Here is a 13,178-nt window from a genome sequence, read left to right as displayed (position 1 = left end):
CACCCTCTGATCAGTTTATTAAATGTAACCAAAAGTGGTTCATGTAATTCTGAGGTATTATTTCTCAAAAAAAATTCGACCAGAAATCATCTCCGGCCGAATTTTTTTCTTATTCATATTTTTTGAAAACAATCGTTGCGTTGTGGCCGCCAAAGCCTAGCGAATTACTCATGGCTGCCTTAATTTCTTTCGAACGTGCTTTATTGACTACATAATCTAAGTCACATTCAGGGTCTGGTGTTTCATAATTCATAGTTGGCGGAAGGATGCTGTCTCTTATTGCTAAAACAGTGAAAATCGCTTCTACACCACCTGCTGCACCTAGAAGGTGTCCTGTCATAGATTTAGTTGAGCTGATTGCTAATTTATATGCATGTTCGCCAAATACTTCCTTAACCGCAAGGGTTTCAAACTTGTCATTATATTCAGTACTAGTCCCGTGCGCATTCACATAATCAATTTCCTCAGGTTTTAATCCGCCATCATTAATAGCCATTTTCATTGCACGGGCACCACCTTCACCACCAGGTGCTGGTGCAGTTATATGATAGGCATCACCAGTTGCCCCATAACCAATAATTTCGGCATAGATTTTAGCACCACGTGCTAAGGCATGATCAAGTTCCTCCAGAACAATGATCCCGGCACCTTCACCAATAACAAAGCCATCGCGGTTTTTATCGAATGGTCTGCTTGCTGTTTTCGGGTCTGGATTTGTCGAAAGAGCGGTATTCGCGCAGAAGCCTGCGACAGACATTTTTGTGATTGGTGCTTCCGCTCCACCGGTCACCATTGCATCTGCATCGCCGCGTTGAATTACTTTAAAGGCATCACCAATGGAATTAGTTCCTGTTGCACAGGCTGTTACTGTACAAGAATTGAAGCCTCTTGCGCCGAGTATAATTGAAACCTGTCCTGTTGCCATATCAGGAATCAACATTGGTACAAAGAATGGGCTTACACGCTTGTAACCTCTCTTCTGAAATATTTCGTATTGCTGTTCAAATGTTTCCATTCCGCCGATGCCAGAACCAATCCACACTCCAACACGATGGGAGTTATCTTCATTAATTGTTAAATTAGCATCTTTTACTGCCATTAATGCCGATGCAACTGCAAACTGTGTAAAACGGTCCATTTTGCGTGCATCTTTTCTATCCATAAAGGCTTCTGGGTCAAAATCAGTAGATTCTGCGGCAACTTTTGCAGGATATTCATCTGCATTAACTCTTGTCAATGGCCCAATCCCTGATTTACCTTCTAATATGTGCTTCCATGTTGTTTCAGCATCATTTCCTAGTGGCGTTACTGCACCTATGCCTGTTACAACGACCCTGCGTTTTTCCATGTTATCTATCTCCTTCATTTCGTATCTTGTTTCGTATGGTTATTTATCAAAAAAATTCTCTTTATTTTCCCCATCTAATGGCAATTGCTCCCCAAGTTAAGCCTCCGCCGAAGCCAACCATGACAATGAGGTCATCATCTTTAATTCTTCCCTCTTCTAAATCTTCCACAATCGAAATTGGAATCGATGCAGCAGAAGTATTACCATATTTATTAATCGTTTTGGACATTTTTTCGACTGGCAGATCTAATCTTTGTCTAGATGCTTCCATAATACGAATATTGGCTTGATGAGGAATAAGGAAATCAACATCATCCTTTGTTAAACCTGCTTTTTCGAGAACATTGATACAGCTTTCCCCCATTTGCCTTACAGCAAATTTGAACACTTCTCTACCATTCATAATAATATATTCATCCTGGTAAAGGTGTTTTGATCCAGTCCCATCTGCCCCAAGCTCAAAGGAAAGGATTCCGCGATTTTCTGAAACAGGTCCAATAATGGTGGCACCAGCGCCGTCCCCAAACAATACTGCCGTATTGCGGTCACTCCAGTCGGTAACTTTCGAAAGCTTTTCCACGCCAACGACTAAGACATATTTATAAACTTCGGTTTCAATGAATTGTTTCGCTGTCACAATTCCGTACATAAAGCCAGCACATGCTGCACTGACATCCATCGCTGCCGCCTTTTTTGCTCCCAGCCTTTCTTGAATTCTGCAGGCAACCGATGGAAAAGGAGTATCAGGTGTAACTGTAGCTACCAAAATTAAATCAATTTCTTCAGCGGTAATTCCAGCATCTTGAATGGCCTTTTTTGCTGCTTCAAATGCCATATCTGATGTATTTACATCATCGGTAGCAATTCTTCTTTCTTCGATACCTGTCATCGTACGAATCCATTCATCAGAGGTATCCATTATTTTTTCTAAATCCTTATTGGTGACAATTTTCTCTGGTAAATACCTGCCAATCCCAACAATACCTGCTTTCACAAGTTCCAACTCCTTTTTTTCGCAAGATTCTCTATATCCTAAAGTTTAATATCAATTATTATGACTTGGTACTAATTTTATCAAATAAAGCCTATTTTAAGCAACTGTTTCTTCTTATTTCACTCTCCGCAAAAGTATATTCCATTAAATAAAATGGCTCAATTAAACTTGGCAGTTGATTTACGCTTCAGGCGCTTCGCTCCAATCAACTTGGCTGTAAAATCAACAATAATCCTTAACATAGCAAAAAAAATAAATAAGCCCCCTATTACGAGAGCTTACTTCCTCTTTATAGTTCTTTTCGACCTTCAGCTAGACCGAGTTCATATGCTTCTTGCATGACCTTTGTAAAAAGATTCATGAATGGCTCGATTAATTCCATTGATAATTCCACACCAGCCGTGTCCAATTGTTCCTTTGCTTCTGGTAAGTATTTCATCGCGATCTGCATAAATTGAAATGTTTTATCTTGACTGTTCATATGTACTCCTTCAATTTTTCATTTTGGCAAGTTTCCTGTTTTTTTATAATCTTCAATTTGATTGTTTATCTTCTGAATGAATTCTTTGTTTACATAAGGACTAAATTTACCAAGTGAAATAACATTGTCTTGAAAATCATAGGAAAGGTTTCCTGTCTTTAGTTCCCCTTTATTGTATAGATCTGCAACCTTTTCATATAAAATGTCTACCTGCTGTATGGTACTTGTTAATACCGTAGATTCACCTAAATCAGATTGGTCCGAAACGTAACCGATTACATACATGCCGTGTTCCTTTACCGTTTCTATTACTGGCACATTAAACCCGTCACCAGCAGGATAAATCACATCAATTCCCTTTTCCATCATGTCATTTGCTAATTGAACGGCTTTTATTTCATCATCCCAATTTCCTACATATTCTATACTAACATTCGTGTTTTTATTTTCAGCCAAAGCCCCCTGATAGAAGCCCTCAATCTCTGGCTGCCATTCATATGCAGCTATAACACCGACATTTTGTGCTTTTGACATATGTGCAGCTACCATTCCTCCAAAAAAACCCATCGCGTGTGCTTTAAAATTCAGACTAGTTGTGTTTTTGTTTTTAGCATCACCATTAAAACTAATAAAATGAATATCAGGATAATCCTTAGAAAGATTATTAAAGTATTCAGCATATTCAGACCCATGGCCGAATATTAGATTTACTCCTTTTTGGTCAAACTCTTCTACTGCACGTTCGACAACTGCTTCTGAATTCATCCCTTCTTTATAAAACACATCCACATCAAATTTTGACTGTATCTTTAACAAACCTTTAAAGCCCTTCGTCCCCCATACTTGGTCATTGACCGTTTCGGGTACTAACAATCCAACCTTTTTTATTTTACCTGTAGGTTTTGTAGCTCCGCAGGCACCAAGCAAAAAAAGGCATAAAAGTATGATTCCGAAACGGTTTATCATTTCATGCATCTCCTTTGTACTGTTGCCATTTCTATAACACGTTTCCTTTACATTATTAATTTATAGAACAAAGGAAAATAATTCTATGACTGCTTTTTCCAATTTTATTCTAACCTTTCAACAAATAAATGAAAAGACAATTTTAACACCACAACACATCTGGATCTTTTTTTTATGGTCATATATTTCATGATTCTTTCAAACAGTATGCCAAGTGCCTTATAAACGATTATCATACAATCGCTTCACATGTTCCATTTGTGCCAGGATAGAAGCTGAAATTGGGGTAACCTTTCTTACTGTTACTTTTAATACTGGAAGATCATCTTGTATTGATGATAAGTTACTTAACCGAGCCTGACTTTCATCGATTTTTAGGTAAGAAGCACATCTGATCCATTGGTCATCACTTCCACTTTCAATCAAATAACTGCCAGGTTTTGCTTTCTCTATGATTTCTAAGATTGATTCTATGGCATCATCAACAAAAATGACATCGTTTGTCCATTCCCGTTCTTCATGAGTTATATCTGTCTTTTTAAATTTGGAAACAATAGCTTGTTGAAACAAAAAAGCTGACGGCTGCCATGGACCATAAATAGCAGGTAAATACAATATCTGTGTATTCTTTACTAATCCGTTTATCTTACTTAGGAATCCCTCAATTTCTTTTCCCCTAAATGTTCTGGTAAGCATTTGAATTGGAAGAATAAAAACGATATTCGCATTTTTGTTATTGTCCTCTATATACTGAATTATCGGCTTTGTTACCTCTTCATTTTGTAAAATTTGTTCCTTTTTAAGCATAAATAAATCATATATCGAAAATATAAGCCTTGTATTACTTATGTCTTCTCTAGGACTATTCTCCAAATCGAATAACGATTTTTCCAGAAAGTTTGCATTTCGACCAACTTCAAGTCTTTTTTCATCAAGAAAATCTAAATTATCAAACTCATCTATATGAACGCCAATGACCTCTATTCCCTTATTCAGCAGGTTTTTGCCAACATGAAAACCAACAAAGTCAAACATCCCAAATATAATTGCCTTGTCCATAAATTATTCCTCCCCATACTTACCTTAATGAATCCTATGCGTATCGCTAAGGAATTATTTCTTTTTGGGGAGGACCAGCCTAGCCTAGAGGATCGTTTCATGTTTGTTGAAAAACTTTAACATCATTTGGCCAAGCTGTTGTTTTTTTTCAGGAAGAATGAAAGTAGGGTTTATTTCTGAATTACTGATTATTTGAGGATACACTTTAGATTGGTTATACGATTTCCCCCCTGACAGGACATGAATAATTTTAACTGGACATCCAAATTGAAGATTTATTTTATCATCCATACTAAAAATATGGTTTTCGAGTACTTGTTGGTCCATTTGATGCGCTGCTACTAATTCCCTCATTAACTTTTTATAAAAGAATTTATGTTCCTTTTCTTGTTCAAGATAGTTTTTCAAGGAAATAATGGGATTGAGCAGAATAATTGACCGTATCCGCCCTTTCATTTTCTCCATTAAACTTATGGCAACCAGTGCCCCCATACCTTCGGCTAAGATATGGATTTTGTTATTAAGTATTTCACTTCTTATCACATGCTGGTATAACCTCTCGGCAAGCTCAACTGCATTATTGCTCCCCCAGTTTCGCCCATATAGATTTGAGGAAAAAATGGTATACCCTTTTTCTTTGAGCTGGTTAACAATGGCTAACCTTCCTTCATTTTGTGTCCAAAAGCATTTACTTTCATCGACAAAATGTCTTTCATCTCCAATTATTAAGATCCCAAATCCGGTAGGCTTTTCAGGGTAGTGAATAATATTCCATTGGGTATCCATCTGAAAATTACGATTCTCCATAGATAAATCTCCTTTTACATATTTCCTCACAGTATTGTATGCCGTCTTATTAAAGATGAAAGGGGGGTTAGCCTATTTTTATTAAGCTCATCTGGAAAATCAGTGGCCACCCATTTAAAAATGGAAAATGCTCGGAAAAGCCTGAATGGTATTACTTACCACTGGTGTAAGTTTCACTTTATCATTTCAGAATCATATGATAATATAAATTAAGATGTAAAATAGGTTAGAGGTGAAAAATAGTGCGATTTTTTTGGACCTTTTTCTGGTCATTTCTTTTAGTGCAAATGCTTACATATGTAGTAAGTGCAATGACTGCAGGTGCTAAATATGAATTTATGCCTGCTGCTATTGCTTCAGTTGGGGTAACGATTTTGATTTACATTGCTGCTGCAATAATTCCTAACGAGCCTGCGACAAAACATTAAGAAAAAGGTCATCCTATCAAATGGATGACCTTTTTTTCTATAGGAATTTAATAAACCGATAAAGTAATTTGACCGTCGTTAATATTTATTTCCACTCTTGACTGATCATGTAACTTGCCAGCGATTATTTCACGGGCTAGCTTGGTTTCAATGTTTCTTTGAATAAATCGTTTTAAAGGCCTTGCCCCATAAATTGGATCAAATCCATTTACGGCAATGAATTCTTTTGCTTCCTCATTAATGATTATATCAATTTGTTGATGCTTTAACCGATTTTGAAGTTCTTTCATCATTTTGACAACGATATTCTTAATTTCGTCCAATGATAGCGGCTTAAAGAGGATCGTTTCATCAATTCGATTTAAAAACTCAGGACGGAAATGTCCCCGTAATTGACTCATCACTTTCTCCCTTACCGCTTCAGAGATTTCAACCTCGGTTTCACTTCGTTCTAGTAAAAAATGTGAGCCAATATTAGAAGTCATAATAATAACTGTATTTTTAAAGTCAACGACACGCCCTTTTGAGTCAGTAATTCTTCCGTCATCAAGCGCTTGTAAGAGAATGTTAAATACCTCAGGATGAGCTTTTTCAATTTCATCCATTAAAACAACAGAGTATGGTCTTCTCCTTACTGCTTCCGTCAACTGTCCTCCTTCTTCATAGCCAATATAGCCTGGAGGGGCTCCAATTAGGCGGGAAACAGCATGCTTCTCCATATATTCAGACATATCGATACGTATAATATGTTCCTCACTGTCGAATAAAGACTCGGCCAATGCTTTCGCAAGCTCCGTTTTCCCAACACCTGTCGGGCCTAAAAATAAAAACGATCCAATTGGTCGCTTAGGATCCTTAATTCCAGCACGAGCCCTGAGTACTGCATCTGCCACCAAATTTACTGCCTCATTCTGACCGATGACTCTTTCGTGTAGGATGGATTCCAATTTTAACAGCTTTTCTCTCTCCCCTTCTACTAGTTTAGAAAGAGGTATTCCTGTCCATCTTGATACGATATTGGAGATTTCTTCTCCAGTCACTTCTTCACGAAGTATACGTTCGTCCTTAGCAGTTGCCCTTTCGAGTTCCTTTAGCTCTTTTTCTGCTAACGGAATTTGACCGTGGCGAAGCTCTGCCGCTCGGTTTAAATCGTATTTATCTTCAGCTTGTTGCAGCTCCCTGCGAAGTTTTTCCAGTTGTTCCCTTTTCTCCTGCAATTTCTGTATACTTTGTTTCTCTTGAAGCCATTTTGCCTTCATTTCATTGGCTGTTTCTTTTAAATCAGCTAGTTCTTTTAGGAGAGCCTCCAGCCTCAACTTGCTTCCGTCATCAACCTCTTTACTTAAGGCAGCTTCTTCAATTTCCAATTGCATTACCCTGCGTGTTACTTCATCTAATTCGGTAGGCATTGAATCTATTTCAGTACGTATTAAAGCACAAGCCTCATCGACTAGATCAATTGCTTTATCAGGCAAAAAACGATCGGTGATATAACGATCAGATAATGTGGCGGCAGCAACCAAGGCATGGTCATGAATTTTAACACCGTGATGCACTTCATATCGTTCTTTTAGCCCTCTTAAGATTGAAATGGTATCTTCAACGTTTGGTTCTTGGACCAGTACCTGCTGAAATCTACGTTCAAGCGCTGGATCCTTTTCGATATATTTTCGGTGCTCATCTAGAGTAGTTGCTCCAATACAATGAAGTTCACCACGGGCAAGCATTGGTTTTAACATATTGCCTGCATCCATCGCGCCTTCCGTCTTACCGGCTCCTACTATCGTGTGAATTTCATCAATAAATAACAATATTCGTCCTTCACTTTTTTTGATTTCATTTAGGACTGCTTTCAATCTTTCTTCAAACTCACCTCTAAATTTGGCTCCAGCAATTAACGCACTCATATCCAATGAGAAAATTGTTTTATCCTTAAGTCCTTCCGGTACATCCTTCCTAACTATCCTTTGTGCCAACCCTTCCACAATAGCGGTTTTCCCTACACCAGGTTCACCGATTAAAACAGGATTATTCTTTGTTTTCCTTGATAATATCCGAATTACATTGCGGATTTCAGAATCACGGCCAATAACTGGATCCATTTTTCCTTCTTTAACCTCAGCAACAAGATCCCGTCCATATTTTTTTAGTGCTTCGTATCCTGCTTCTGGATTTTGTGATGTCACTCTTTGGTTCCCCCTAATTTCTTTAATTGCTTGCAAAACTTTGTCTGGTTGAATTCCAACGTTTTGTAAAAGCCTTCTCATTTCTGAATCCTTCGCGTATACTGCAGCTAACAGAATATGTTCAACTGATAAATACTCATCAGAAAACTTTTTGGCAAACTCCTCGGCACTGACAAAAAGTTTTTGCAGCTTGGCTGTGATATAAAGTTTTCCTTGTTCAACCCCACTTCCTGTAACCTCTGGTTTTTTAGCAAGAGCCTCATTAAGGTTCTTTCTAATTTTTTCGGGAGGGATACCTGACTTTTCTAATATAGAAGAAATGAGACTATCTTCTTGGTCCATTAAACATAAAAACAAATGGGGTTCATCAATCTCTTGATGATTTTTTTTGATAGCCAGCGACTGAGCATCCATTAGCCCCTTTTGTAACCTTTCAGTCATTCGATTCATGTCCATTTTTTACCACACCCTCTTTGACCAATTCTGACCTTTTCTTTTATTATAAAACTTCCTATATAAAAAGTAAATTTTTGCAAAGAAGAATATCGGCAAAAATTGCCTACAGACGCCTAGGTTCAGGCAAAAGAAAAAGCCACCCCATGGATGACCTTTTTCTTATTTATTCATGGTTTCCGCTGATATGTCCAAACACGTTCATCATTTGAAGTCTCAGGAAATGCATCTCCTGCTTTTAGCCTTATTTTTTTGGGATTATTAACATTGCTTCCAGTATCTCCAACTTCAATATAAACACCATTATTTGGGGCTTTACTCCCTGACTTAAACTGACGATTTTGGCCCATTCTTTTCCCTCCTTTGCTTCACATTCCTTATTATTACCCTTTAACGGGTTGTCATTATTGGAATTTCTTGCAAATTATCTTATGAGTCGACATTATTTCCGAAGAAATACGTAAAGATTAAACAAATTTTTGACGATTGTATGAACTTATCGCACATTTGTTGCTAATTATTCTTTGTTAACAATATAATTATAGTATTATCTAGCAAATTTAACCTTGACTGTCATTTTTTAAAATCAAATGAGCATTGAATTCGTACCTTTAAAGGTGGTTATGAGTATGCAGTCAGTAAAAGAAATGCCGGTAACACTGTCCCATCTTTTAGATACCGTTCACCATATAAAAAAAGTTGAAAAAGGTACCTTTTTATTTCAAGAAGGATCTGTAGCCGATGAATTGTATATTGTTCAAAGTGGCATACTTCAAATCAGCAAGATCATCCCTGATGGAAGAGAACTTACGTTAAGAATGTGCTCGCATGGTGATTTTGTTGGTGAATTAAACTTATTTTCCCCTTCTTCAAGATATTTATTAAGTGCACGTGTTGTCGAGAGTGGTGAAGTAGCCGTTATTATGAAAGACACGCTTGAAGAAAAACTCTCACAAAATCTGGCACTCTCATTTGAATTCATAAAGTGGATGAGTCAGCAATATCGAAAAACACAAACCAAGTTTCGTGATTTGGTTCTTCATGGAAAAAAAGGGGCTCTTTATTCCACACTTATTCGAATTACCAATAGTTATGGAATTAAAACCAATAAAGGAATATTAATTGAATTACCACTAACCAATCAAGAGTTAGCCAATTTTTGTGGTACATCAAGAGAAGTAGTAAATCGCTTGTTGAGTGATTTACGTAAGGCTGGTATCCTGTCAATAGATAAAGGAACAATTACTATTCATGATTTAGAGTATTTAAAACGAGAAATTGATTGTGAAGATTGTCCAACCGAAATCTGTAAAGTTGATTAGAATTGCTGCTGGCAAACAACTTAAAATAAAGCAAAAAAAATCGGTCATATCGACCGATTTTTTTATTTTAATGGCTATGTTAAAGCTCATTGCTGATTTTGGCACATGTTGATTGGAGCGGAAATCAGCCAAGTGTAACATAGCTCTTATTTTAATAAGATTATTTGAATCACCATGATCGTAAAGAATATAGCTGAATTTATTATTTCGTAAATGCCAATTTGTTTTGGCGATAGTGGTTTCCCATAAAATATAATAGCTCTCAGAAGACTTGGGATAAATGCTATTGCAACGATCCAAAAGCCAACTCCGAACCACACTGCCACTAAAAGAAAATGGTAAATCCATGAAATCCATTTAAATTGGGTATTCTTCTTCTCCCTAATCATTGTTTTGACATAAAAAGTACAGCCCACAAAAAACAGGACCGAAGTTACAAAGGCGAAAACAAGTGTCTCTATGTTCATAACACCGTGTCCTAAATAACTGCTTGCTAATCCAGCAATTGAAAAGGCAAAAATAGCAGAGATGTCATTCATAGAAGCACGGTCTTGATTTTTGGAAGTAAAGTAAGCATTTATTATAAAAAACGGAATCATTAGTAGACCAAAATAAAAAATCGTTGGTCTTTCCAAAAGAGGAATAAGTAAAAGTAATAGGGATGGAATCATATATACAATTTAGTATAAAACTGAAGTTTTTTCTTTTTAAATAAAAGAAGCATCGGATAGGTCGCCAAGTATAATAGGAGCCATCCAAAGAAAAATGGGACATGCTTCCACATAAACCCTCCTTCAATGACACCAAGCCAAAAAGGGATGATTAGCATTGCCCATGCACCATGTTGTTTCGGTAAAAATAACTTCATCATTTTCACTCCTCTTCCTTGACTAACCTAAATATAAGCCAGCTAAGCGGAAAAATAAGTGAAACACATCACATAATTACAGTAAAAAAGAAGGACTCCGCCTTCTTTTTGTGACAAATTTGTTTAGGTTAAAATGGAAGTACATCAAATCTATATCATCTACTAGGTAACTTCAATCTTCTCTAGGTCGGTTATCTGATGAGTGATTGCTGTATTTCCATTAAAGACCCATAATTCTATTTTAACAAACATTATATCCCCTAATTTGTATTGTAGAGTATATCCATATTTCAAGCTGTGATAAAAGTAACAGATTTGACAATTTTATTAACTTTTTTGATCAATATTATGAACATACTCTTGAAGTACTTGCGCAGTCCAGATTAATGCACCTCCATCGTTGATATGAAAGGTGGGCACTTTGATTCTTGATGTGATTTGCTCCTGCATTTCTTCCTTCCAATATACAATAGCAGAAACATTACTTACGGTATCTAACAAAGAAAGGTCCCTTTCATCTCTTAATAGCAGTAACTTCGGGAAGGACTTTAACTTATAACCTTCGATTAATATTACATCTGGATGAAAGAATTTCATTAACTCGATCTGATCTTCTAGTGATGGATAGAAATTGTCAGCCTGTAACATTAAACTTCCATCTCCTTCAACAATCGAGGCAAGTGCACCTGCATTTAGATGTTTTTCTGTATCTTTCTGCGGCAGGGCTGCAAGCCTGCCTCCATGACCATGATGCTTAATCGTAACTGTTTTAAGTCCTTTTTTTACTAAGTCTTCGATTAGTTTGGCTGTTATCGTGGTTTTACCACTATTTTGATAACCAACCACCTGAAAGACGACAGGCTTTACCACGGCCACAAACTGCCAACCTGGTCTTCAAGCAGGAGGACGTCCACTTCACTTCCGGCTGTAAAGCCTCTAGTTCCGCCTGGAAGAATCATCAACGAATTTGCTCCAGAAAGGCTCATAATAATGTTAGACTTGTCAAGTCCACTCGGTGTTGCCTTTAGTCTTCCCGCATCTATAAACGTAGAACTTCGGACAAACCTTGTAAATGGATTGGCTTTAGGAAAATCGACTTCTAAAAGTGCTTGCTCTTTACGAAGGTGAGGTTTTTCTGAAAAAAGCATCCTACGGATAATTGGGCGGGCAAACAATTCAAAGCCTACATAACAAGCCGAAGGATTACCCGAAAGCCCAAAGAGAAGCTTCCCATTGTGCTGTGCAACCGTCGTCACACTTCCAGGCCGCATGGCAACTTTATTAAAGAAAACCTCTGCCCCAAGCTTTTCATAAATAGCAGGCAGATAATCAAAATCCCCAACTGAAACCCCACCGGTGGTAATTAATAAGTCTACTTCATTTATTGCTTTTTGGACTGCTTCAAAGCAAGTGTCAAATTCATCAGGAAGCTTTCCAAAATAGTGAACAATGCCTCCCGCTCTTTCAATTTGGGCTGCAATCATATGTGAATTACTATTACGAATTTTTCCTGGAACCAAGGCTTCATTTACTTCTAAAAGCTCTGTCCCTGTTGCAAACAAACCAACACGTGGCTTTTTCGCAACGGACACTCGTTCATATCCAAATGTTGCAAGCATGGCTTGAATTCCAGGATTTATCAATGTTCCTTTTTTCACCAAAACTTCACCCTGCTTGGCATCTTCACCACTGAACGAAACGTTATCACCCTTTTTAAAGCTGCGTTTAATGGACATATATGGGATTCCATTCTTTTCGTAGGCCTTAGCCACCTCAAACATAACGACAGCATCTGTTCCTACTGGCATCATTGCGCCAGTCATAATCCTAACAGCTTGGTGCTCTCCTATTACTTTAGTAGAAACCATTCCTGCGCCGATGTGATCGACCACTTCAAATTCAACTACATTGGATAGCGAAGCCTCACGTGTATCGATTGACCTAACAGCAAAGCCATCATACGGTGCACGGTCAAAATGGGGCACATCGCTAGTTGCGATCAAATCCTCCGATAAAAAGCGGCCAAAGCTTTCATTTATCGAAACTTGTTCGGTCACACCAAGTAATTGATATTCCATTATGCTTTTGACCGCTTCTCCAATTGGTATCGGTCTTCTTCTTTCGAACAAAATAATCAGCTCCTGCCTTAAACAAATATCTATCCATTGTGATATGTACTAATAGTCATCGACTAATCAACATTATAAGCTTATTAAAAACTAACTAACATATCAAATGTCACAATATAAAAGAATCTTGCCAAAAA

The 13,178-nt window shown here is 37.4% G+C and carries 14 protein-coding genes and 1 pseudogene; 2 read left to right on the top strand and 13 right to left on the bottom strand.

Translation table 11 applies throughout. The features are described 5' to 3' along the window. Nucleotides 1-109 precede the first annotated feature (109 nt). From fabF to CCK98_RS07800, 6 genes are all read right to left on the bottom strand, one after another. The gene (fabF, locus tag CCK98_RS07825; RefSeq protein ID WP_088086064.1) at nt 110-1,348 is read right to left on the bottom strand and encodes a beta-ketoacyl-ACP synthase II; all 1,239 of its coding nucleotides are present in this window, start codon (nt 1,346-1,348) and stop codon (nt 110-112) included. A 61-nt stretch (nt 1,349-1,409) separates the two neighbouring features. Then, entirely contained in the window at nt 1,410-2,342 is a 933-nt protein-coding gene (locus CCK98_RS07820) for a beta-ketoacyl-ACP synthase III (protein WP_088086063.1), read from the bottom strand. A 289-nt stretch (nt 2,343-2,631) separates the two neighbouring features. Further along, entirely contained in the window at nt 2,632-2,823 is a 192-nt protein-coding gene (locus CCK98_RS07815) for a ComZ family protein (RefSeq protein WP_088086062.1), read from the bottom strand. 18 nt (nt 2,824-2,841) lie between these two features. Beyond that, nucleotides 2,842-3,789 (bottom strand): BMP family ABC transporter substrate-binding protein, encoded by a 948-nt coding sequence (locus tag CCK98_RS07810; RefSeq protein ID WP_088086061.1) that lies wholly within the window; start codon nt 3,787-3,789, stop codon nt 2,842-2,844. A gap of 219 nt (nt 3,790-4,008) precedes the next feature. After that, entirely contained in the window at nt 4,009-4,848 is an 840-nt protein-coding gene (locus CCK98_RS07805; protein WP_088086060.1) for a hypothetical protein, read from the bottom strand. 84 nt (nt 4,849-4,932) lie between these two features. Beyond that, nucleotides 4,933-5,655 carry a hydrolase gene (locus CCK98_RS07800; RefSeq protein ID WP_088086059.1) on the bottom strand — a complete coding sequence of 241 codons (723 nt, stop codon included), beginning with the start codon at nt 5,653-5,655 and terminating at the stop codon, nt 4,933-4,935. 242 nt (nt 5,656-5,897) lie between these two features. Here CCK98_RS07800 and CCK98_RS07795 point away from each other — a divergent pair, with 242 nt between their 5' ends. Continuing rightward, a complete protein-coding gene (locus tag CCK98_RS07795; RefSeq protein WP_088086058.1) occupies nt 5,898-6,083 on the top strand; it encodes a YjzD family protein in 186 nt (61 codons plus the stop codon). A gap of 47 nt (nt 6,084-6,130) precedes the next feature. Here the strand turns inward: CCK98_RS07795 and clpB are convergent, their stop codons facing one another. Next, complete coding sequence (gene clpB, locus CCK98_RS07790; RefSeq protein WP_088086057.1) at nt 6,131-8,725, bottom strand: ATP-dependent chaperone ClpB; 2,595 nt, start codon at nt 8,723-8,725, stop codon at nt 6,131-6,133. A gap of 167 nt (nt 8,726-8,892) precedes the next feature. Next, on the bottom strand, nt 8,893-9,072 hold the full coding sequence (locus tag CCK98_RS07785) for a YjzC family protein (protein WP_088086056.1): 180 nt from the start codon (nt 9,070-9,072) through the stop codon (nt 8,893-8,895). A 279-nt stretch (nt 9,073-9,351) separates the two neighbouring features. On the opposite strand from CCK98_RS07785, the gene CCK98_RS07780 reads away from it, so the two are divergent. Beyond that, a complete protein-coding gene (locus tag CCK98_RS07780) occupies nt 9,352-10,044 on the top strand; it encodes a Crp/Fnr family transcriptional regulator (RefSeq protein WP_088086055.1) in 693 nt (230 codons plus the stop codon). 146 nt (nt 10,045-10,190) lie between these two features. On the opposite strand, the gene CCK98_RS36775 is transcribed toward CCK98_RS07780, so the two are convergent. The 5 genes and pseudogenes from CCK98_RS36775 to glp all read right to left on the bottom strand — a co-directional run bounded on the left by CCK98_RS36775 (nt 10,191) and on the right by glp (nt 13,041). Next, nucleotides 10,191-10,583 carry a hypothetical protein gene (locus CCK98_RS36775; RefSeq protein ID WP_306298999.1) on the bottom strand — a complete coding sequence of 131 codons (393 nt, stop codon included), beginning with the start codon at nt 10,581-10,583 and terminating at the stop codon, nt 10,191-10,193. A 9-nt stretch (nt 10,584-10,592) separates the two neighbouring features. After that, nucleotides 10,593-10,715 (bottom strand): annotated as a pseudogene (locus CCK98_RS36990) (YwiC-like family protein); the annotation flags it as partial. Continuing rightward, complete coding sequence (locus CCK98_RS36985) at nt 10,712-10,915, bottom strand: YwiC-like family protein (RefSeq protein ID WP_373408488.1); 204 nt, start codon at nt 10,913-10,915, stop codon at nt 10,712-10,714. The pseudogene CCK98_RS36990 and the gene CCK98_RS36985, both read right to left, overlap by 4 nt. A 324-nt stretch (nt 10,916-11,239) precedes the next feature. Then, nucleotides 11,240-11,788: a molybdopterin-guanine dinucleotide biosynthesis protein B gene (gene mobB, locus CCK98_RS07770; RefSeq protein WP_088086054.1), complete on the bottom strand. Its 549-nt coding sequence runs from the start codon at nt 11,786-11,788 to the stop codon at nt 11,240-11,242. Then, nucleotides 11,776-13,041 carry a gephyrin-like molybdotransferase Glp gene (gene glp / locus CCK98_RS07765; protein ID WP_088086053.1) on the bottom strand — a complete coding sequence of 422 codons (1,266 nt, stop codon included), beginning with the start codon at nt 13,039-13,041 and terminating at the stop codon, nt 11,776-11,778. The genes mobB and glp overlap by 13 nt, the downstream gene beginning before the upstream one ends. Nucleotides 13,042-13,178 lie beyond the last annotated feature (137 nt).

The sequence above is a fragment of the Bacillus sp. OV166 genome (assembly GCF_900177675.1).
Classification (GTDB): domain Bacteria; phylum Bacillota; class Bacilli; order Bacillales; family Cytobacillaceae; genus Neobacillus.
This window is presented reverse-complemented; position numbering and strand designations above follow the sequence as displayed.